The following is a 20,437-nucleotide window of genomic DNA, read 5'->3' as shown; positions in this document are numbered from 1 at the left end:
TTGTCTTGTGTGGGTTATTCAGGCTGCAAGCTGCTGTGCATCTCATCCAGTTGTTTTTTTGCATCAGGGCTTGTTGCGCCTCGTTTAGCTAATTCAACGGTTTGCGCGAGCAACGCGCGGTATAGGGGTAGCAGGTGCGGTTGGTGGTTTTCTAGTGCATCGAGGTGTTGTTGGAGGGTGTTTTTGTCACCTCGTGCGGCTGGTCCGGTGAGTACTTCTTCGGGCAAGCGGGTTGTTACGTTTGTACACGTCTGCATTACGAGAGGTCTCAGCAAAGCAACTGCTTCATCGCGCTGCATACCTATGGATTCCAGTACGTCACATGCTGCTGAAACAAGGGTAACAGTGAAGTTTGAGGCTATTGATGCGGCAAGGTGGTACCGCGCTTTATCGGCAGCTTGTAACACAAGCGGGGTTGCATCCAAAGCCTGTGCCAATACTATGCCTTCACTGACTGCCGGCTCGTCCCCCTCAATACCTACATAAATACCAGAAAACGCATTTTTTGATGGTTTTACGAAGGTTTGGACGGGGTGAAAGCTCATTGCATAGGCCCCTGCTTTTTGCAACGGGAGCAGGATAGATGCCGTTTGTGCCCCTGAGGTATGCGCCACTATTCTACCTGCCCACTGGGTATGATTTGCCAGTTTGTCTGCAATTTCGGGAAGAACGTCGTCGGGTACACAGAGGAAAATGAGTTGTGCTTGCGCTGGATCGAGGCTAGAAAGGGCAACAGCTGCAGGCGCTCCTACATGAGTTGCCAGCTGTTGGGCACGCGCTTTTGAGCGACTTGCAATCGCTGAGATGGTATAGTCTTTGGCTTGCAAGCTGAGGGCCAATGTAGTGCCTACAGCGCCGGTCCCCACGATCATGATGCCGGTTTGCCGGCCATGGTCGTGGGGAAGAGGTTTTTGCTGTTTATGCAAGACTGTAGCGAATAGCGTTAGATTAAAACGTCAGTATATACGATGCCTAATCGCATTATTTACTGATGTATGCGCCAATCCAGCCGGGGTTCGAGTTTTCAGGCTGTTTGAGTTCCAGCACCTGAAAACGTCTCGCATTGCGGTGTTGCGCAGCAAGCATGGCTACAAGCAGCGGCCCACGGCCTTGAAGCGCCATGTCCTGGCGATTCAGCATAGGAATGAGGTCCCGGGTGTTACTCGACTCAAACAGGGTTTGGAATTTTTCGAGTTCTTCCTGTGTAGACGAAAGCACATCCACCGAAGCGACAACAAGCGTTTTACGGTTGAACATGATTTCTCCTATGGCAGCGCCCAGTTCTTTGCAGAATTCAGGAGATTCTTCTCCCATTACAATCGGGACAATGTCAAAATCATCCAGTGCAGTTTGTAAGAAAGGGAGTTGAACGTCTATCCCTTTGTTGTGAAAATGGCCCTGGTCGTCGAGATAAATGTCGTCGTCTTCATCGCAGAGTTCATGGCATACTTTCTCGTTGATCGGGACGTCGCCAAGTGGGGTGCGATAAGAGTTCAGGTTGCAAATTGTCATACGTTTAAAGGGCCCGGTGTGGCTCGATGAAACGATGACAACAGTGTCATATGACTTGCCGGCAATGGTTTTAAACACATTGGCAGCAACTGGGCCGCCGCTCAGCAGGTTGCTGTCCGGCACGATGATCCCGAGAATTTCGTCTTCTACAGGATACTGGGAGGATTCGCTCAACAGTGTCTTAAGCTGTTTTTGCAGGGGGAGCGGTTGCGTTGCGTAGATCGAAGAATCCAGTATTTCCATACCCTACCTTCCTTATGTTTGACAGATAAATGTGTGATGGGTGCATCACACTATAAATTCATAGTAGTATCGGTTAGATCTTTAAGTAAAGATAACAAGCCTTCGTGCTGGCGGAGGGCACGGATGAAAGCTTGTATATTACCGGGGTACTCAGGTCTCCATTCAATAGTAGCCAGTACCTTTAGTGGTGCTTCCAGTTCCTCTAATACATCGGGGTTCAATGCTTCAGCAAAACCTTCGCCGTACTGTCCAAATCCGTTGAGAATAAAGCCCCTGGGGTGCAGGCCCATGACCAGCATCATGCGTAACGTAAGAATACAGTGATTTAGCGTGCCTCGAGCTGTTTTGCCCAGGATGACCGCCGGCAAATCGAAATCTTTCAGGAGGTCGGCTACTGCATAATTCCGGGTGATCGGTACCATTAGGCCACCGCCTTCAATGACGACAAATTTTCCTTTGGCTTTGAGCTCGTTGTACGCGTCCCAGATTTTGGCCAGTTTGATTTCAATGCGTTCAACCTGGCTGGCAGCGTATGGTGAGGCGAGCGTTTCAAAAGAGATGGGGCTTACCAGGCGTTTGGGTTCTTCTACGCCAATTTGCTTGAGTAGCTCTGTGGCGCTGTCAACTGAGCCGCCTGTAGATATTGGGGTCATTAGCGTAGCGTCGACACCCATTTCCCGGAGCAGGCCCACAATACCTACGCCCACGAAGGTTTTGCCTACGTCACGATCTGTACCTACAATGAAGAGTCCATCTGCCATGGTATGACCTGCCTGATGATCACCAGAATAAAGATGGTAAGTAAAAAAGCAAAGCAAATTCTGCTTTACTTGCTGAAGCCTGAATGAAAAATGAAAAAAGCCCAACCAGAGAGGATGGGCTCGTCAATACATTGCAGGCGGGAATAGTACGTTACAGTGCTCCCAATGTCAAGGGAAATACCAGCGAGGCGGGGATGTTGCCGGGGCGTTATGGGGCCATTCGACTATCTGCAATCGTAGGTGTTACGTGTAAGGTATGTGGCCGGCTGTTGGCCTGGATTGCATATGTTGCTGTAGCGTGGGCGTGGCTGAAAGCCCGCTTGTGGGTAAATTTAGAGTAGAATTTGTTGGTGGCCAGCGTGCGTACAGGTGTTACGCGGTTATGGGGCACAATAGCGGCTGCGCCATGGTGCTGCCGCGGCGCTTCCTGGATGGCCATGGCTGGCGTGGCGTTGCCGGCTAGCGTGGCGTTTCCTGTAGTTCGCGAGGAGCCAAAAATGAGCATAATTGCAACAACAGAGGTAACGGTGGCCAGCGTCATGAGGTGTGTGCTGGAGAGGCCCATAAAAGGTTGGGCTTCCTGTACAATTTCGGTAGCCAGGCGGCGGCGAAGGCGCGGTTGTAATCCGCTAGGGGCCTGATAGCTGCAACCATACTGGCAAAGCAGGTGGCGTGCTTCGCGAAGTCGCTCTACATGAGATGCGAGCGCTTCGTTGTGTTGCATGTATTCTTCCAGGGCTTCACAAACAACGGGATCGATAGTACCGTCCACGTATTCACACAACCACTCGTCGAGGTCGGTGAAGTCTTGCTCCCCAGGATTTTTGTATCCGTCGGCCATATCTGTACGAAGCTGATTCCAGAATCAAGAATCAATTCCAAGAAATCGCACATGGGAAAAACAAATAAGGAAGTGAGCTCCTTTTTGCGTCCCATCAGGGTTTTTTCAAATCCCGGCGGTCAATACTGGTCGATTAGTGCCCCATGGGATGGGGTGAATACACATCCTTGAGAAGCGCCTGAAGTTTCGTTCGACCACGATTGATTCGACTCTTGACCGTGCCCATAGGCAATCCGGTGATTTCGGCGATTTCCTCATAAGCAAGCTGCTGTACATCACGTAGAACAACTACTTCTCGGAATTCTTCAGGTATTTGTTTGAGCGCTTCCTGAATATAATAATCTTGGATGGTACTCTCGGTATGCCTGTCCGGAGAGAATGTTTCATCTGGAATCTCTACCTCGAACTCTTCTTCATCGCGGTTGACAGACTGCAAGGAGTAGAGCCGGCGGCGCTTGCGTTTGCGGTATTCAGACCGCGCAAGGTTACCTGCAATGGTATACAACCAGGTCGAAAACTTCGCAATGCGCCGATAAGAATGGCGGTTGCGGTAAACGCGGAGAAACGTTTCTTGCAGCAGATCTTCGCACTCCTTCATGTCACCGAGGAAGCGATAAATATAATTCGTAAGCGGATCTTTGTATCTGCTTACGAGCAGGTCAAAAGCCTCTACGGTTCCTGCCTGGAAAAAGGACATTAAGTCCTCATCGCTCATATCAACGAGCATCTCGTAATGGCTATGGGGGGCCGTTTTACGAGGGCTACGCTTGCGATTTTTCTTTGCTAATGATTTTGGCATATCAGGCTTGCTTGAATCTGTGCGGGTCGTACACAACTTGTTACGAATATGTGTACAATCTGAACATACTATCGTTACATCATCGGCGAACGACGGTATTTCGCGGATTGTTAGGTAAGGCGTTTGGTACCAATCGCCTAAGGAGTAAAGTTAGTATCAGTTGCGTGTCTCTGTTCGCTCCTCCTTTTAATTCATAATCTGCAGCAAGTAACGTGGCAAAAGCGCCGGCAATCGCGTTTCTGTTGTAAAAACGCAGACTTTTCAAATACTCTTTTATGAAATAAGGTGAAACACCTACCCGCGAAGACAGCGATTTTTCTGGCACATTCTTGTGCTGAAAATACGTCAGCTTCCAGAGTTTCGTGAAGTACGAGGTGAGTACTGAAACAATCATCAGCGCTTCACCGCGTTTGTTTGAAGCTTGGCGCAACAACTGTTCCGTGATATTTTGTGCGTCATTATGTCGTGCTTCACCAATTGCTTTTTGCAACTCAAATACATTAAAATCGCGCGTTTGGCCGCTGGCTCGCACGATGTCATCCCCCGTAATTTGCGGTTTTCCGCCACAATATGTGACAAGTTTGTCTATTTCTGACTCTATGGCTTGCAGGTCAGTGCCCAGATAATCGGACAGTCGCTGTATTGCCATTGCGTCAGCTTGGACCTGACGAGTTTTCAGGCGCTTGCTAATCCAGCCCGGCACCTGGTTGTCATAAAGGGGCTTGAATTCGCCCCAAGCTGCATTGGCTTTCAAGTCTCGGTATGGCTGTGTCGACAGGTTTGGCTTTTTGCCGCACAGTAACAAGACTATAGTGGAGGGGTTGGGTTGCTTTGCATAATGCGAAAATCGCTTGTTATCCTTCAGCTGTTCGAAGTCTCTGACGATCACCACGCGTCGTTGGGCCATTGCAGGAAAGCTCGCGCACAGACCAATAACCTGGTTTGCGTCTGCCTCCGGACCATATAAGAGGTCAAAGTTGAAATCGCGTTCATGCGGTGCCAGGGCCTTTTCGATCAGCAAGGATTGCAGCTGATTCATTAAAAACCGTTCGGAGCCGTACAAAAAGTACACAGGTTTGAAATTGCCGTGTTTAAACGACGTCTCCAACTGCTCATATGTTAGACCTTTAGCCGACATGCTTTATTCCAGGGTCTAAAGTAAAGTCCCTTGCTTATACTACACTTCAAGAAAGCGCGACAACTAAGAGATGGTCGTCTTGAGTGTAACGATTCAGGTGGCTGATTTAGTATATAAGCCAGAATCTAATAAATAACAACCAACTGTAAAGGGGTAAATAAACCAAATAGCGCTTCCGAATGTAATTATTTTGGATGCGCACGCCTCTGTTTGATTTTTTTTAGGCTTGATGTGTTACATGCTTGCAAAATGCAAGGTCTGGCCGTCAAGAGGAAACATGCGGAAGTAGCCGGCTAAGATTTGGATTTGAAGGTCAATTTGAGCGGCACGCCTTCAAAATTAAACGATTCGCGCAACCTGTTGGCGAGATACCGCTGGTAGGGCTCGCGCACCCCTTTTGGGTAATTACAGAAAAAGGTAATTACGGGCGGGTTTTCACGGATCTGGGTTGCGTACTTGATTTTGACAGGCCTGTTGCGGTAGTACGGCGGCGGTGTGCGTTCAACTGCTGCACGAAGTGCATCGTTCAGTTTGCTGGTGGGGACCCGGTAGCCGCGCTGTTGGTGAACGGCAAGCGCCCGGTCTATCAGTTTATGCAGCCTTTGTTTGGTCAATGCTGAAACAGTGACAATGGGGACATAATCGAGCGTTTTCAACCGCTCTTTAATCAACCGCATGTAATCACGTTCGGTATTGGTTTCCTTCTCGATCAGATCCCACTTGTTGATGGCCAGCACAAGGCCTTTTGACATGGTTTCAGCCTGTTTGAGCACCCGAATATCCTGGGCTTCGAGGCCCTGGGTTGCGTCGAGCAGGAGCACGGCAACATCGCAGTGCTGAATGGCCCGCTCGGTCCTCAGGTTGGCGTAAAACTCTACATTTTCCTTCACGCGTGCCTTTCGGCGCAAGCCGGCCGTGTCTACCAGGACAATTTCCTGCCCGTGGTATTTCATTACCGAGTTGATAGAGTCGCGTGTGGTGCCACTAATTTCAGTTACAATCGACCGGTTCTGGTTCAGCAGCGCATTGGATATAGACGACTTGCCCACGTTCGGCCGGCCAATCAATGCAATGTGTGGCCTGTCGTCATTTTTACCCTCGGGTGGCGGTGGCGGCAGGTTTTCGACAATCGCATCCAGCACTTCGCCCGTACCCGAGCCATTGATCGAACTGACCGGGAATACGTCGGGGATGCCGAGTTGATAAAACACGTTGGCATCCCACCGGCGTTCTTTGTTGTCGGCTTTGTTGGCGAGCAGAATGACGGGTTTCTGTGTTCTCCTAAGCATTTGGGCAACAGACTGGTCAAGGTCCGTAATGCCGGTTTCTACATCCACAACCATCAACAGCAAGTCAGCTTCTTCGGTGGCCAGTTCTACCTGTTCGCGGATGGCGGCTTCAAAGCGGTCTGAGGAGTCGGAGACGTAGCCGCCTGTATCGGTAAGCGAGAAGACCACGCCGTTCCATTCTACCTGTCCGTAGATGCGGTCACGGGTAACGCCCGGCTCATCGTGCACGATGGCTTGTTTAACTTCCGTAAGCCGATTGAATAAGGTGGACTTGCCAACGTTGGGCCGGCCTACAATGGCGACGAGCGACATGGATTCTGGCTGCTAATTACTGAATGGCGTCGTAAAGCCAACACACCGCAAAGGCGGGGTTAATGCCGGCTAAAATCGACAAAAGCGCAACTAGAAACCAACAAGTGGGCGATTAGATTCTTTCTTTGCGTTCCAGGTACAGCGCGCGGAAAAGCATATAGGTTGTTTCCGCTGTTTCTGTTGTAAACCAGTAGTTAATTCCAGCGCCTACAGCAGCGCCGGCGATGGGGATGGTTTGTGCAATTTTACGGCCGACAATGTTCTTCGCAATTTCCCGCGGCAAGTGCCTGTTTTGGTCGCGTAGCGTGCCCGTTACCCGGCCTTTGTAATTCAGGTCATTGGCAAATGCGGCGCCGGCAACACTGATTTCACGGATAGCGTCGTTTTTTGAGCGGGTTTCTCCCGAGGCAGCTACGTTGAAAATCGACAGGACAAGCGGTTGAAAATCGGGCCCTTTGAGTTCAAACCAGTAAGTAGCGCCAATTTGCTGAATCAGACGAAAGTTAATGCCGAAGAGCAAGGGAATATCAGCCGCAATAAGTACCGCGCCACCAAGTCCGGTACCACCACCTTCGATGGCTGCCAGCATGGCATTCTGCGTAAAAAGCCCCTTGGCCAGTTCATCAAGCGTTTCGAGTGGCTGGTCGCGCAAGTCGGCGATCGTTTCAGCTTCCAGGCCCCTTTCCTGCGCGCGTTTGAGCAAGTCGTCAGCATCGTAAGTCCACTCGGATGCATTGTTCAGCACTGAGAGGAATTGCTCGACGGCAGTACTTGCCTGATCGAGCATGTCCTCTGGGACAACCTGATTCACTACCCAGTCCATGGGTTGCATCGCCCAGCTGAGTGCTTTCACCAAAAGTGAAGCTTCTCCGTGCTGCCATTGCTCAATTTCGCGTTGGACTTCTTTTTCGTAGGGGCTTAATCTCATACAGATCAGGTGCCGAGTGTTGAATACTGAGAGGCGAGTCTGACAATACGCAAGAATAAGCCCGAATCCGCGTAATTACAATGGTTACGCAAAGGTCTCGATGGTTCTAGCCAATCAGCTCGTACTTTTTGAGGAGTCTGTACATGGTAGCCCGGCCAATGCCAAGTTCTACGGCTGCCTTGTCCACATTCCCATCACAGATACGATAAGCGCGTTCAACAGCTTTATGTTTGATCTCTTCAAGAGAGACAATTGCGTTGCCATTGCCTCCGAGCGAAATGCCGGCTATCGCGTCTGCGGATTCTTCCACTATACCGTGTTCTCCGTTCAGAGGTTGCGTTGCCGGCGCATAGCTTGACTCCTGCATGGTGTGCTGAGAGCGTTCTTCCCATGGCGAAATCATAGTGCGCGCATTGAGCATCATGTCATTAACACTGATCTCGTTTGCATCCGAAATCAGGATTGCCCGCTCAATAGCACTCTTCATCTCGCGCACGTTCCCTGGCCATTTATAATTAAGGATGGCACGGCGGGCTTCAGAAGAAAGGGTTTTGCCTTTAAACTCAGGATGTGACTTGAGGTAGCTTTTCAGGAAGTGATTGGCAAGCAAAATCACATCTTTCTCCCGCTCCCTGAGTGGGGGCAGGTGAATCGGGAACTGGAACAGGCGGTAGTACAGGTCTTCTCTGAACTTGCCTTTGCGAATCATGGGGATGATATCCCTGTTTGTCGCCGAAATAACGCGGGCGTCAAACTTGATGGTTTCATTTCCGCCAACGCGCTGGATTTCGTAGTTCTGAAGCGCACGAAGCAGCTTTGCCTGCAAGTCGAGGTCCAGTTCGCCAATTTCGTCGAGGAAGATGGTACCGCCGTGTGCCTGTTCAAACTTACCAATTTTTCTGGCGTGCGCACCGGTAAACGAGCCTTTTTCGTGTCCGAAAAACTCGCTCTCCATCAACTCACGGGGAATGGCCGCACAGTTGACCACGACGAACGTCCCGTTTTTGCGCGGTGAGTTGAAATGGATGGCACGTGCAACAAGTTCTTTACCCGTACCACTCTCTCCCTGAATGGCTACCGTAAGGTCACCTCGCAAGGTTTTGTGGATAAGGCGATAGGAAGATTGCATGGCCTGGCTTTCACCAATGATGCCTTCAATGCCATACTGGGAAGTAACCTCTTCGCGTAAAGACTCCAGTTCTTGGGCCAGCGATACTTTCTCAAGGGCGTTTTTAACAACAATAGACAACTTGTTCAGGTCGTCGCGTCCCTTGGTGATATAATCGTAAGCCCCTTCTTTCATGGCTTCAACGGCGGTATCTACCACCCCCTGCGCTGATACCATGATGACAGGTACGTCGGGTAGTTTTTCCTTGATTTTTTTGAGCGTCTCAATTCCACCAATGCCGGGCATCATAATGTCCAGTACGAGGAGGTGAGGTTGATCATCAAGTTTGTCGAGCACTTCTTGGCCATCGGCAAAGACCGTTACCGTATAATCTGGATTTTTGTCCAGATGGTAGCTGATCATGCGGGCGTAGTGGCGATCGTCGTCAACAACGAAGATGCGAAATCCCATGAGAATTATAGACAGTTAGCGAGAGGGGCTTGCATAAATGGGACCAACCCTCTTAATCGGATTGGCTGGAATAATCTAAAATCGAGGGCATCACCCACAGAGCGTGAGGATGAATATGCAGTCGGGAGTTACCGGGGCAAGCCAGTCTGTGAGTTAGTATAAATAATGATTCGAGCCAGCAAATATATTGTATTTATTCTTTAGGCGCATCAGGTAAGTGTAGCTTTTTTTGTTGGATTAAGGGATCAACCACAATCCGAGGGCGCCGGCAGCAAAGCAGTAATAGGCAAAATACTGCAGATTACCGCGCCGAACAAAATCGAGCATCATTTTGATGGCGATGATGCCTGATACATAAGCTACAACGGTTCCAATCACCAATGGTGCCCATCCCAGTGTAAATCCGTGCTCCAGGATTTCAAGCCCCTGGATCAGGGTTGCACCAAGCACAACAGGCAGCAGCATTAGAAACGAAAAGTCGGCAGCCCGTTGGGGCGACACATTCTGATACAACGCAGCGCAGATCGTTGAGCCGGATCTCGATATTCCGGGGATCATGGCTGCTGATTGCGCAATGCCGGTCACAACGGCTTTGAGTGCTGTCATTTTTCCCTGGGGATTTTTCCTTAACAAGGTGAGCAACAGCAAAATGCCTGTAACAAACAACATCCCGCAAACAAAGCGTGGGTCATTAAACTTTGCTTCGAAGAAGTCCTTCAAAAAAATGTAGGTAATACCTGTTGGCACAAGCGTAATCAGAATATACATCGCTGTTCGAAACGCGTCGTTTTCCTGGTAGGACTGCACAATTTTACCAGGTTTCACAAGTGCGCCCAATGTGCCGGTAATAATTTTCAAGATGCGGTCTTTGTAAACCGTCAAAATACTCAGGGCTGTGCCAAAGTGGACAAATACTTCGAAGGTTACATTGTCTGCTGCTGCATCTGTCAGCCCCAGCAAGTATTTACCCAGGACCAGGTGACCTGAAGATGAGATAGGTAAAAACTCGGTTAAACCCTGGATCAGTCCTAACAGCGCCGCTTCCCACCAATTCATGATGTATAATTATGCTTAATTCAATGTTTAAAATAGGGCCTGAATATATGGCCGCTGATGCGTGAAGGGGTCAATCAATACAAGTCTGGGTGCGTGAAAAGACTAATTCTTGGAATAATAGCGCACCCAAGCGCCGGCAATGGGCTATGATTACAATGTAGACGCAGCAGCCGAACTTATATCGTTACATCGGGCCCTGCCACGAGAGGAAATTACTGTGATGATTTGGGCAAATTAAATGGAATCCCTGTTTAATGTTCCGTACACCTCAGTCGGGCAAGATGGGCTCTACGAGTAAAACCTGTTCTTTTTCCACAAGCACAGCGCCGGCAGCGGCGCCACGGGGTTTACGGACATACTTTCTTTCGGTAATAATTACGGGTACCAGTGCGCTGCCACGTGCTTTGCTGTAGTAGGCTGCTATACCCGCGGCCTGTTCGAGAATATGTTTGCCGGGTGTTGCTGTTCGTCCGGGCCGGCGCAGCACGGCATGTGATCCGGGGACACCGCGCGCGTGCATCCAAAAATCGAATTTCCGCGCATATTGAAACGTAAGGGCGTCGTTCTGCTTTGCGTTTTTACCTACCCACACTTCATAGCCGGCTGATAGAGGGAATCGACGAAAGGGAATTTGCGGCTGGTTTGAACTTTGATGGCCCAGGAAATACGCCAGTTTGTCTTTGTTGGCTTTTTCAAACTTCTCCACGTCGGCGCGTGTCTCTTTGGTCTGTAAGGCTTCCAGCAACGAAGCTGCTTCCATTTGGCGTTGTTCGGTTATCGCAAGCCGCTCTTCTGCATGTACCCGTGCCTGCCGCGTTTTGCGGGCTTTCTCATAATACCGTTGTGCATTTTCTACAGCTGTCAGTGCGGGGTCGAGCGGTATTGTCACCGCTTCGTTGTTTGCAAAAAGGTCTGGCAGCGTTACTTCTTCGGTTTGTTGCGGTACGTCGGCCTGTGCTGCCATGAGCAGGTGCCCCCAGCGTTCGTATTTGTCTGCGCGGCTGCCCTCGCTGAGCGAGGTAAGCATGGTTTCAAGCCGGGCGGCGTGGTTGTCTCGTGCTGCTGTGAGGGCTTTTTCCAGTGGCAAGTATACGGCATCAAACGCGCGTTGGCCGAGGCGTCGGCGGACGTAAATGGTTACAGCCTTGTCAACGGTCTCAAACGGTTCTTCGCGGGTATCCGTCTGTTGGTTTAGCGGGACCAGCGCAAACTGGACCGCACGCTTTCCTTGCCAGTAGATTATGGGGGCAGGTGAGGTGAGCTGTTGCGCAAGGTCGCTTGCAGCTTTAAAAATGCTGGCTAAACCGGATGCATCGACGTCTGCGGGATTTGCCGGCAAGGGGCCGGCCTGGTGTACAACCTCTCGTGCGAGGTCTGCATTGAAAAAAGGAAATGCGGAAGTAACTGCGCGCGTGGTTGTTTTCTTGTCAATATGCCAACGTGCTTTAAGCGCCGCTAAAGTATCTACAACAGCTGCTGGTCGCGTCGGGGGTGCCGCTGTACCAACCAACTGCTCTTTGCGCTGGAACGCGTCCAGGATGACGTTATCCGGGCCGACATGTAAGACATTGGCCCGTGGACCAAAGAGGGTAAACTGGAGTCGGGTGTTGTCCTCGAAGGTGATAAACAAAACGCGGTCGCGTTCAGCGAGGCTGATGTGCTGGATGGATTTGTCGAGCACACCAGGAAAGAGTGCAGCTACATTCCGTCGCGCTTTGTTGTACCCGGCACTCCTGAAAATAAATTGCAGCGATGGGTGGGTTGAGGCGCGCAGCATCCAGGTGTCAGATTTGGATGCCAGCGCGATGGTGAGTTCGTCGCGTGATTGGGAATAAACATCACCTACAATACAACCGGTCATTTCCGCTGACCAGGATTCAGCAAGTGCCTTCAGCGTGAAATAGTTGGTTACCATGTGCTGCTTGTGAAGCCTGTCTAGTTAGTAGCCGGCTTTTCGATGAGAAAGGAAAGCAGCCATATCAATACCCATTGACCACCAACAAGCCACCATTGGCTATAGAGCAGTGCTGCTACATTGATTGCATAAAGTGCATGAAAGAACCAAACAGGCGGGGCGTCTGCTCCTTTGGGTTTCTTCATCTGAATACCCCCAAAGAAAGTAATGGCCTTTAGCACCAGAATGAAAGGTGTGTATATCAGGATAATCCAGTCTGCCCATTCAGGCAAAGCATTGACGGTTACAAGCACAATCAGTACTGTAACCGCAATGTCTATGACCGCATCTTTAAGCCAACCCATCTCGTTACTCTATCCGTTCAAGTATTTCTTTGAATACCTCATCTGCCAGGGCCGGGGTGATGTCATCAATAACATCGTCTTCCAGTTCTCTGAGGGCAAGGTCAATTTCTTCGTCGTCGAAAAGCTTGCGCTCACTACGAGAGAGGTCCAGGTCACGATAGTCGCCCGTGTATACACCGCGCTTCATTTTTGATGAAGAAGATGCGGTTACGCTGCCGTCAGCAACTTCCCTGCGCGTTTCTACATTGATAATGCGGTACTCGATTTCGGCTTCAAGCTGGCCGGTGAAACTCTGCTCTATGTACGTGGTGTCCTGGCTATTGCGGCCGTTGGTTTTTGTCTTTTTGGTCTTCTCACGCATTTTGCGCTCTTCAAAGTTGAAAAGCACAGCCTGGGTGAGTACCACGTAGTCTGCTTCAACAACGTTGCCAATGTTGGATGCCTCTGAGCGGGTGATAAGGCGGTCGTCATAGCGGAGCCGGCGCAATTCGCGACGAAGCTGGGTTGGGTCTGCCGGTTCAATGAAAAGTGGCGGGTTGGCCCAGTAGTCATACTGCAGGAGGTCATCAATTTCTTCGATGAGCCCGCCTGGTGCAGCATCGTTTACATCATCAGTTTGCCAGATGGGGAGGAAGGCGACAAAACGGGTGCCTTCATCAATGGCGCGATCCTGGAGGTCGAACGCAGCGCCGGCGCGCGGGTGGTCTTCACCCAGTACACCAATCGCTTCCGCTGCCCGGTCGAAGCCGCGGCGATACCGCCCCTGTTCAATATCTTGCTCAGCCCATTTACCAAATACGCGGGCCTGCGAGAGCAACATTTCTTCGTCCTGATCAACGCTCAGCGTGTATTTCTTGGTGACCAGTTCGTAAATCTCAATGGCATCTTCCCATTCACCTTCTTCTTCAGCGCGCTCTCCTTTGCGGATCAGCGAGAGAATGGCGGCTTCGCTTAGGCGTTCTTTGTATTCTTCGTAGTCAGCAGGTACCGAGAGGCTGACGCCTACACCCATAGCATCCGCTTTCAAATCATCCAATTCATTCAGGCTGGTGATGGCGTCGTCAAATTCACCTGTTTCTTCCAGCTGATTTGCTTTTTCCAGCAGGTTGTCAACGGCGATGGTACCTACGCGCATGAGGTCATCGCGCAGGTCATCCCAGTCTGATTCTTTTTCCAGCACACCAATGTAATACGCTGCGGCTTGTTTGTACCGGCCTTGTTCTTCAGCTTCGGTGGCTTTTTCAAGAAGCTTGCCTGAAGAGGCGCAGCCGGCGAAAAACAGCATGGTGAGCCCCAATGCAAGGGATTTGAGAAAATGCTGTCTGAGTAGATCCATGGTTCCAAAAAGATTGATCAACAATAAACTACTATTTGCAAGCAACAACTGGGATAAAACCGTCAGGTGGTTTGGTCGAGGGCATCACATATAATGGTCAATGCTTCATCGAGGACATCAAACGGGATTGTAAGTGGTGGTGCAATCCTGACCAGTGAATTAGCATGGAGGGTCCAGCCAAGCAATACGCCTTTTTCGAGGCAGTACGTTACCATGGCTGCAGTTACTTCAGCGTTAATCAGATCCATGCCCAGCATGGCTCCACGCCCACGTACCTCTTTAATCTGCCTATGAACCAGTTTGTTGCGTATATGCTGCCCTATTTTCTGTGCGCGTACAGCGAGGTTCTGATTGAGCAAAACCTTCAGGTTAGCTTCTGCAGCAGCGCAAGATACGGGATGGCCGCCAAATGTTGTCACATGGCTAAGTGGCGGGTTGTTGCGAAAAGCCTGCATAATTTCGGGGCTTGATACAAAGGTACCCAATGGCATGCCGCCGGCCATTGCTTTTGCAAGCGTTAGAATATCCGGGACAACGCCAAATCCCTCGAAGGCAAACAGAGAGCCCGTACGTCCAAATCCGGTCTGTATTTCATCAAAGATCAGCAAGGCCCCTGTATCCGTACACCGTTGGCGGAGGGCCTGCATCCATGCATCGTCGGGTACCCGAATGCCACCTTCTCCCTGGATCGGTTCCGTGATAACGCATGCTGTGTCGGTGTTGATGGCCTCAAGGGCCTCAATTTCGTTGAAGGGGAGGAAGGTCACGTCTGGGAGCAACGGGCGAAAAGGGTCTTGGTAGACTTGCCGGCCCGTGACAGAGAGTGAGCCGTGTGTATCGCCATGGTACGAGCGCTCAAATGCCACCATTTTTGTGCGGCCCGTGTACTTCTTTGCCAGTTTTAGCGCCCCTTCATTGGCTTCTGTACCCGACATGGTGAAGTAGGCAACTTGCAGGGCCGGCGGTAACTGGGCAGCCAAAAGTGCCGCAAAGTCAGCCTGCGCATTTTGAACAAATTCGCCATAAACCATGACGTGCAGATGGCGGTCAACCTGTTTGTGAATGGCGGCAACAACTTCAGGGTGACGGTGACCCAGGGATGATACGGCAATGCCACTAATCAAGTCTATGATCCGCCGGCCATCTTTGAGATAGATGTAAGCCCCTTCCGCAAAATCGACCTCAAGTCCAAGCGGCTCATCACTGGTCCATGCCACGTGCCGGTTGAAGTTTTGGGCAGACGCAGATGCCATTAATCTTCCGTACCCCGGAAAATGTCATCAAGTGTGACTTTTTGCGGCACAGGTTTGCCTGGCTGCTGTCCCGGTTTTGCGCCGGCCTGCTGGTCAGGTTTTGGCGCTGGGCGCGGCTTATTTGCGGCAGGCTGAGGTTTGGGCGGCTGCTGTACCGGTGGTTTCGGACGAAGATTTGGGGTTTGTTGGGCCGGCTGCTTGGGGCGAAGATTGGGTACTTGTTCGTCTGGCGGCTGCAGAGAAGGATATCGCTTGGGCTGCGGCTTTTGCGGCTGTTGTTGAACAGGTTGTGGTCTTTGCTGCTCGAAAACATCCGAAATGGTTGGTTTAGCAACTTCTTTTGGACGCGGCTTCGTGAGCGAACCAAAACGTTGCTCAAGGGCCTGTGCTCGAAACGAGAAGGCCTCGTGCAGTTTCTTTCGTACGTATACATTATGGAAAAAAGCACCAAGCATGCCATAACGCATGCCGTACAGGATAATGTCTTCTACCTCAACCCCCCCGTCGATCGATCTGAAATGATGCTCGTGGTGCCACATTTTAAACGGGCCGACGCGCTGCTCTGTGATATAAAACTGCGGCGGACGTATATGTGTCAGCTCAGAAATCCAGCTACTTGTTATCACGGGAAACGGCCGGATAGTGGCGCTTACGATCATGCCTGGGTGTAAATACTCGGGGGGCTCTGTATTCAGGCGCAGGTCAAGCCAGTGCGGCGTGGTTAACCGGAGATTTTTCGGGCTTGTGAAAAAGTCCCAGGCCTCTTCGATTTGGATGGGCAGGCGCTGGACGGTTTGGATGCGTTCCAGTTTCATGGAAACAGTGTCAGGTATGAGTGATTAGCCTCGTTATTACGCGCAAGTATCGGTTATGGCTCCAGAAATGGTAAATAATTTGCAATCCCTGTAAATAATAAGGGCGTACAGTGGGGTGTGATAAAGCTGAAATCTGCTAGCCTTCCCTGATTTTAAGGAGGATATCATCTGCGTGATTGACGCTCCTGTAGCAATACGAAGCCAGGAGTGCTTCCTGCGCTGCTTCGCCGAGGTCGCCGTGGAAGCCTTGCCGGCTCATGCGGTCATGGTATGCATGGTAGAGCGCAACTGCTGCTGCCACCGAAATGTTGAAGCTCTGCACAAATCCCGCCATTGGAATGATGCACCGTTGATCCGCAAGTTCAAGTAGTGCGTCGCTTACGCCATCGGCCTCATTGCCAAATACCAGGGCGGTAGGTTTGGTGAAATCAATTTCGTCGATGTTCACTGCTGTCTCATCAAGATGGGTTGCAACTACGTTGTATCCCTGCGCTTGCAGGGTGGGGATACAGGCTGCAGGAGTGGACCATTTGGAAACGTCCAGCCATTTGTCTGCACCCTGACTTGTGCGCTGGGAGTTTTTGAATGCAGCATCTCCCTCAATGATGTGAAACTTATGGAAACCGAGGGCTTCAGCGCTGCGCATAACGGCGCTTACGTTGCCAAAGTTGATAAGGCCTTCTATAACGGTGACCACCGTATCCGTTCGCCTGGAAATGACGTCTGCCAGCCGGGCCATCCGTTCCGTAGAAAGAAACGGGGTAAGCAGGCGTATTATTTCAGCGGGAGGCTGTTCGAGGTGCTCCATGACAAATGACTGTACGGTGCGCGACAGGCTATGCCCAGGCACTGGTCTGTTAACAAGATGTAACTGAGGAATAAAACCCGTCTAACTGCGTTACCCTCTCTTGGTTTTATGTAGCCCACTGCATAAACAACGAGCGGTATAGCAAGCAGCAATAAATGGTGTAGCCAATTTACACCGTAGGCAATTAAAAACGATTCATAAATACATCCAAACAAGTATGACTCTTAAGGATAAAGTTGCAATTGTTACAGGAGCCAGCGCCGGCCTTGGGGCTGATTTTGCGCGCGCGTTGGTTGGTAAAGGGGTGCATGTATATGGTACAGCGCGCCGGGTTGCAAAACTTGAAGCATTGCAAGCAGAGCTAGGTGATCATTTTCATCCGGTTGGTGGAGATGTACGTGAACCTGAGCAGGTTGCTGCGGCCATCCAACAGGTAATGGACGAGCAGGGGCGTATCGATGTGCTTGTTAACAACGCCGGCCTTGGGCAGTTTGGCCCTATCGGTGAAATGAGCCTCGAGCAGTGGGATGTGCAGATGGATACAAACCTGCGTGGCGTATTCCTCTTTTCGAAAGCAGTACTGCCAGCAATGAAAGCGCAGAATGAAGCATCAGGATTTGGCGGCCACATTGTAAATATTGCGTCGGTTGCCGGCCTTGTGGGTAATCCAAACCTTACAGGGTACAATGCCACCAAATTTGGACTCCGCGGCTTCAGCGAAGCCCTCATGAAAGAGGTGCGTAATGATGGTGTAAAAGTAACCTGCATGTACCCGGGTTCTATTGCAACAGAGTTTGGCTCAGTTGCCGGCACAACAGGTGCCCCTAATCCGATGCAGTCTATCGACATTGCCCGCACATTGGTTCATGTATTGGAAGCGCCAGACAATTACTTGATTTCCGAATTGATGATGCGACCACTGCGGCCGAGAGGCTAAGCGTAGAAATGAACTAAATACGAAAAGGCCCGCGTTTCAAGCGCGGGCCTTTTGTGTTCTACAAAAAAACAGGCTACACAATCGTCCCTGGCACATACTCATTCACAGGGCCACGGTAGCGGAAGATGAACTTCAGGAATTTCACCAGGCCGGCAGACTGTTTGCGCACGTACCACTGATCCGCTGCGCGTCGGGCCCCGAGGCCGTAGGTTGGATAGGCGTGGATGGTATCTGCCATGTGCCGGAGTGTTAGTCCATTTCGCATAGCAAGACCGTATTCGCTGATGAGTTCGCCGGCGCTTGTGCCCAATACATCAACACCCAGGATTTTGCCGTTGAACTTTTTGGCGTAGACCTTGATCATTCCGGTTGTTTCGCTTTCCGTAACGGCCCGGTCTACTTTGGTATAGGGGAAGGCATAGACTTCGTAGTTGATGCCTTTTTCCTTCAGCTCTTTTTGGGTTGCGCCGACATGGCCGAGCTCCGGGTCGGTATAGGTCACCCAGGGTACATGTTTCATGTCGATTTTCATCGGCACTTTCAGGAGCATATTGGTCACGGCCACTTTAGCCATGTGCTCGCTCATGTGTGTAAATTGGTATCGGCCGGCGATATCGCCTATTGCATAAATGTGCCGTCTGTTTGTGCGGCATTTTTCATTGACAGGAATACCTCGCGTGGTGTAAGTGACGCCGGCTGCTTCAAGGTTGAGGCCGGCTACGTTGGGCCGCCGCCCCGTGGCCAGCAATACCTGGTCAACTTCCAGTTTTTTGGTCTCTTCGCCCGATTTATAGGCCAGGGTAACGCCTCCGACTGATTTTGAGAGTTGTTGTACGCTTGCGTTTAGCACATAATTAACCCCTTCTTTTGCCAGCCGGGATTGCAGCATGCCGGCCAACTCTGTGTCGTCGTTGCCCATAATCTGCGCGCCACGTTCCAGTACGTAAACTTCGCTACCCAGGCGGTTGAATGCCTGTGACATTTCCGTCCCGATCGGACCACCGCCGACAATGGCAAAGCGTTTGGGCAGCGTGTCGATTTCGAAAAGGGATTCGTTGGTCAAGTGGGGCGTGTCTTGTATGCCTTCGATGGGGGGCACAAAAGCGCTGGCGCCGGCAGCAATAACGATGAATCGACTACTGAGCCGCTTTGTACCTTCTGACGTTTTTAATGCGAGCGTGTGATCATCGACAAAAGAAGCTTCTGCTTCCATCACATCCACCCCCATATTGGTATAGATTTCAGGCCGGTCAGCATCTTCATAGACTTCATCCCGGATATGGTGTACGCGCTGCATCACGCGGGCAAAATCAACTTCAACCGGGTGGTCGGTCAGGCCATAGGCATTTGCTTCGCGTACATGGTGGGCAACCTTTGCAGCTTTAAGGATTGCTTTACTCGGGACGCACCCCGTCCAGGTACAGTCGCCGCCCAGCCTGTGACGCTCCAGCATGAGCGTTTTTGCGCCAAAGTTAGCCGCCATTCCGGATGCAGTGAGCCCAGCTGCACCGCCGCCAATTACGATGACGTCGTAGTCGTATGCCATGAAAATATCAGAATTATAGATGGAAGGAGTGTCTGGTGGCGTCTTTAGGCCTGGTCTTGCGCGATCTGCGCACGCACCTTGTTAACGGTAGTGTATACGCCAAAAATAATAAGCAACGCAACTACACCGTACACCCATACGGGTATGTTTTGGCCGGCAATAAGGAGATACAGGTAAGCTGAGATGAAAAAGAAGCCGGCAGATAGGGCAGGGATAGCAATAGGTTTTTTCTGCTTCAGATTACGAATAAACCACCCAAGGCTCAGCGTGAAAAACGGAATCGCCCCAACATAGATACTCCCGAAAATAATAGGATTGACGCCATACTGCGCCCCAAGCCCCATAAACCAGCCTACAATTGATTGCCACATAGTTGCGCCTTTTTTTGGTATTGATGCCCATGAGTAGTGTTTGAGCAGCGAGAAGTTACAGGGCAAGGTATGGATGCAGCTTATTGCACAACTGATGTAGGTTGGCAGCTTGCCCTGTAAATGTCATCCTGAGCCGTGCGAAGGATCTGGGTATGGTGTTTTGGTTGTCGTTTCTAGCACCAACTGCTGCATGTTAATTTAGTATCGATAGGCTTATCAAGCTCCGAACCAAGATGGGAACGTAGGCAAACAAAAGGTAGGCACAAAATGAAAAAGGCCTTATGGAGAATTGTGAACGGGTCCGTTAACTTGGAGTTTACTCATACAATACGCAAGCAGCCTTGCCAGTCGGATCATCTTTCGCTCGAGTAGTCGCTGTTTGGTATCTAAAAGTACATTTTCTGCCACAGATCCTTCGCACAGCTCAGGATGACATTTGCGAGGCACGGTATTTTTCTAAGCCTTCGACATTCAAAATTCCTTGTTCGGTGTCAGGGGTGTTCAGAAAAATAGTAGCTAGCAAAGATTAATTCGTTTTCAGCAATTTAGCGCGTGGACGTCCACCAAATGCGTGGCGATGTGCGGTGGGTGCTTTTATCGGAGCGTTTTCCTGAATAAAATTCAGGAGGACCTGTGCGAAAGGAGATAAAAGCG

19 protein-coding genes are annotated in these 20,437 nt (G+C 50.7%); 1 reads left to right on the top strand and 18 read right to left on the bottom strand.

What is annotated here, in order from left to right:
• Positions 1–14 precede the first annotated feature (14 nt).
• The 16 genes from AAF564_09100 to AAF564_09025 form a co-directional block, all read right to left on the bottom strand.
• Positions 15–926 (bottom strand): DUF2520 domain-containing protein, encoded by a 912-nt coding sequence (locus AAF564_09100; protein ID MEM8485696.1) that lies wholly within the window; start codon positions 924–926, stop codon positions 15–17.
• Between the two features lie 55 nt (positions 927–981).
• Positions 982–1,755, bottom strand: coding sequence for an AmmeMemoRadiSam system protein B (amrB, locus tag AAF564_09095; GenBank protein MEM8485695.1), 774 nt, complete (start codon positions 1,753–1,755; stop codon positions 982–984).
• A gap of 50 nt (positions 1,756–1,805) precedes the next feature.
• Complete coding sequence (gene bioD / locus AAF564_09090) at positions 1,806–2,516, bottom strand: dethiobiotin synthase (GenBank protein MEM8485694.1); 711 nt, start codon at positions 2,514–2,516, stop codon at positions 1,806–1,808.
• 208 nt (positions 2,517–2,724) lie between these two features.
• A complete protein-coding gene (locus AAF564_09085) occupies positions 2,725–3,357 on the bottom strand; it encodes a hypothetical protein (GenBank protein ID MEM8485693.1) in 633 nt (210 codons plus the stop codon).
• A gap of 133 nt (positions 3,358–3,490) precedes the next feature.
• Positions 3,491–4,156, bottom strand: a complete 666-nt coding sequence (locus AAF564_09080) for a sigma-70 family RNA polymerase sigma factor (GenBank protein MEM8485692.1) — start codon at positions 4,154–4,156, stop codon at positions 3,491–3,493.
• Positions 4,157–4,235: 79 nt separating this feature from the next.
• Entirely contained in the window at positions 4,236–5,294 is a 1,059-nt protein-coding gene (gene holA, locus AAF564_09075; protein MEM8485691.1) for a DNA polymerase III subunit delta, read from the bottom strand.
• Between the two features lie 293 nt (positions 5,295–5,587).
• On the bottom strand, positions 5,588–6,895 hold the full coding sequence (gene der, locus AAF564_09070; protein ID MEM8485690.1) for a ribosome biogenesis GTPase Der: 1,308 nt from the start codon (positions 6,893–6,895) through the stop codon (positions 5,588–5,590).
• Positions 6,896–7,007: 112 nt separating this feature from the next.
• The gene (locus AAF564_09065; GenBank protein ID MEM8485689.1) at positions 7,008–7,823 is read right to left on the bottom strand and encodes an EcsC family protein; all 816 of its coding nucleotides are present in this window, start codon (positions 7,821–7,823) and stop codon (positions 7,008–7,010) included.
• Positions 7,824–7,929: 106 nt separating this feature from the next.
• Positions 7,930–9,402: a sigma-54 dependent transcriptional regulator gene (locus AAF564_09060; GenBank protein ID MEM8485688.1), complete on the bottom strand. Its 1,473-nt coding sequence runs from the start codon at positions 9,400–9,402 to the stop codon at positions 7,930–7,932.
• 237 nt (positions 9,403–9,639) lie between these two features.
• Positions 9,640–10,458, bottom strand: a complete 819-nt coding sequence (locus tag AAF564_09055; GenBank protein MEM8485687.1) for an undecaprenyl-diphosphate phosphatase — start codon at positions 10,456–10,458, stop codon at positions 9,640–9,642.
• A 268-nt stretch (positions 10,459–10,726) separates the two neighbouring features.
• Complete coding sequence (locus tag AAF564_09050; protein MEM8485686.1) at positions 10,727–12,373, bottom strand: NFACT family protein; 1,647 nt, start codon at positions 12,371–12,373, stop codon at positions 10,727–10,729.
• Between the two features lie 20 nt (positions 12,374–12,393).
• Positions 12,394–12,717: a hypothetical protein gene (locus AAF564_09045; GenBank protein MEM8485685.1), complete on the bottom strand. Its 324-nt coding sequence runs from the start codon at positions 12,715–12,717 to the stop codon at positions 12,394–12,396.
• A gap of 4 nt (positions 12,718–12,721) precedes the next feature.
• Positions 12,722–14,053, bottom strand: a complete 1,332-nt coding sequence (locus tag AAF564_09040) for a hypothetical protein (GenBank protein ID MEM8485684.1) — start codon at positions 14,051–14,053, stop codon at positions 12,722–12,724.
• A 62-nt stretch (positions 14,054–14,115) separates the two neighbouring features.
• Complete coding sequence (locus tag AAF564_09035; GenBank protein MEM8485683.1) at positions 14,116–15,306, bottom strand: aspartate aminotransferase family protein; 1,191 nt, start codon at positions 15,304–15,306, stop codon at positions 14,116–14,118.
• The gene (locus AAF564_09030; protein ID MEM8485682.1) at positions 15,306–16,121 is read right to left on the bottom strand and encodes an SRPBCC family protein; all 816 of its coding nucleotides are present in this window, start codon (positions 16,119–16,121) and stop codon (positions 15,306–15,308) included. Before AAF564_09030 ends, AAF564_09035 begins: the two co-directional genes overlap by 1 nt.
• A 136-nt stretch (positions 16,122–16,257) precedes the next feature.
• Positions 16,258–16,929, bottom strand: a complete 672-nt coding sequence (locus AAF564_09025; protein ID MEM8485681.1) for an RNA methyltransferase — start codon at positions 16,927–16,929, stop codon at positions 16,258–16,260.
• 217 nt (positions 16,930–17,146) lie between these two features.
• Here AAF564_09025 and AAF564_09020 point away from each other — a divergent pair, with 217 nt between their 5' ends.
• Positions 17,147–17,866 (top strand): SDR family NAD(P)-dependent oxidoreductase, encoded by a 720-nt coding sequence (locus tag AAF564_09020; GenBank protein MEM8485680.1) that lies wholly within the window; start codon positions 17,147–17,149, stop codon positions 17,864–17,866.
• A gap of 73 nt (positions 17,867–17,939) precedes the next feature.
• On the opposite strand, the gene AAF564_09015 is transcribed toward AAF564_09020, so the two are convergent.
• Positions 17,940–19,412, bottom strand: coding sequence for an FAD-dependent oxidoreductase (locus AAF564_09015; protein ID MEM8485679.1), 1,473 nt, complete (start codon positions 19,410–19,412; stop codon positions 17,940–17,942).
• Between the two features lie 44 nt (positions 19,413–19,456).
• Entirely contained in the window at positions 19,457–19,783 is a 327-nt protein-coding gene (locus AAF564_09010) for a hypothetical protein (protein ID MEM8485678.1), read from the bottom strand.
• Between the last annotated feature and the right edge of the window lie 654 nt (positions 19,784–20,437).

It is taken from the genome of Bacteroidota bacterium (genome assembly GCA_039111535.1).
In the GTDB taxonomy this organism is placed as follows: Bacteria; Bacteroidota; Rhodothermia; order Rhodothermales; family JAHQVL01; genus JBCCIM01.
This window is presented reverse-complemented; position numbering and strand designations above follow the sequence as displayed.

Coding starts and splice junctions, on each gene's coding strand:
- AAF564_09060 (MEM8485688.1), bottom strand. CDS start 9,402: ATGGGATTTCGCATCTTCGTTGTTGACGACGATCGCCACTACGCCCGC.
- AAF564_09030 (MEM8485682.1), bottom strand. CDS start 16,121: ATGAAACTGGAACGCATCCAAACCGTCCAGCGCCTGCCCATCCAAATC.
- AAF564_09040 (MEM8485684.1), bottom strand. CDS start 14,053: ATGGATCTACTCAGACAGCATTTTCTCAAATCCCTTGCATTGGGGCTC.
- AAF564_09010 (MEM8485678.1), bottom strand. CDS start 19,783: ATGTGGCAATCAATTGTAGGCTGGTTTATGGGGCTTGGGGCGCAGTAT.
- AAF564_09045 (MEM8485685.1), bottom strand. CDS start 12,717: ATGGGTTGGCTTAAAGATGCGGTCATAGACATTGCGGTTACAGTACTG.
- AAF564_09050 (MEM8485686.1), bottom strand. CDS start 12,373: ATGGTAACCAACTATTTCACGCTGAAGGCACTTGCTGAATCCTGGTCA.
- AAF564_09025 (MEM8485681.1), bottom strand. CDS start 16,929: ATGGAGCACCTCGAACAGCCTCCCGCTGAAATAATACGCCTGCTTACC.
- holA (MEM8485691.1), bottom strand. CDS start 5,294: ATGTCGGCTAAAGGTCTAACATATGAGCAGTTGGAGACGTCGTTTAAA.
- AAF564_09035 (MEM8485683.1), bottom strand. CDS start 15,306: ATGGCATCTGCGTCTGCCCAAAACTTCAACCGGCACGTGGCATGGACC.
- der (MEM8485690.1), bottom strand. CDS start 6,895: ATGTCGCTCGTCGCCATTGTAGGCCGGCCCAACGTTGGCAAGTCCACC.
- AAF564_09055 (MEM8485687.1), bottom strand. CDS start 10,458: ATGAATTGGTGGGAAGCGGCGCTGTTAGGACTGATCCAGGGTTTAACC.
- amrB (MEM8485695.1), bottom strand. CDS start 1,755: ATGGAAATACTGGATTCTTCGATCTACGCAACGCAACCGCTCCCCCTG.
- bioD (MEM8485694.1), bottom strand. CDS start 2,516: ATGGCAGATGGACTCTTCATTGTAGGTACAGATCGTGACGTAGGCAAA.
- AAF564_09020 (MEM8485680.1), top strand. CDS start 17,147: ATGACTCTTAAGGATAAAGTTGCAATTGTTACAGGAGCCAGCGCCGGC.
- AAF564_09080 (MEM8485692.1), bottom strand. CDS start 4,156: ATGCCAAAATCATTAGCAAAGAAAAATCGCAAGCGTAGCCCTCGTAAA.
- AAF564_09015 (MEM8485679.1), bottom strand. CDS start 19,412: ATGGCATACGACTACGACGTCATCGTAATTGGCGGCGGTGCAGCTGGG.
- AAF564_09085 (MEM8485693.1), bottom strand. CDS start 3,357: ATGGCCGACGGATACAAAAATCCTGGGGAGCAAGACTTCACCGACCTC.
- AAF564_09065 (MEM8485689.1), bottom strand. CDS start 7,823: ATGAGATTAAGCCCCTACGAAAAAGAAGTCCAACGCGAAATTGAGCAA.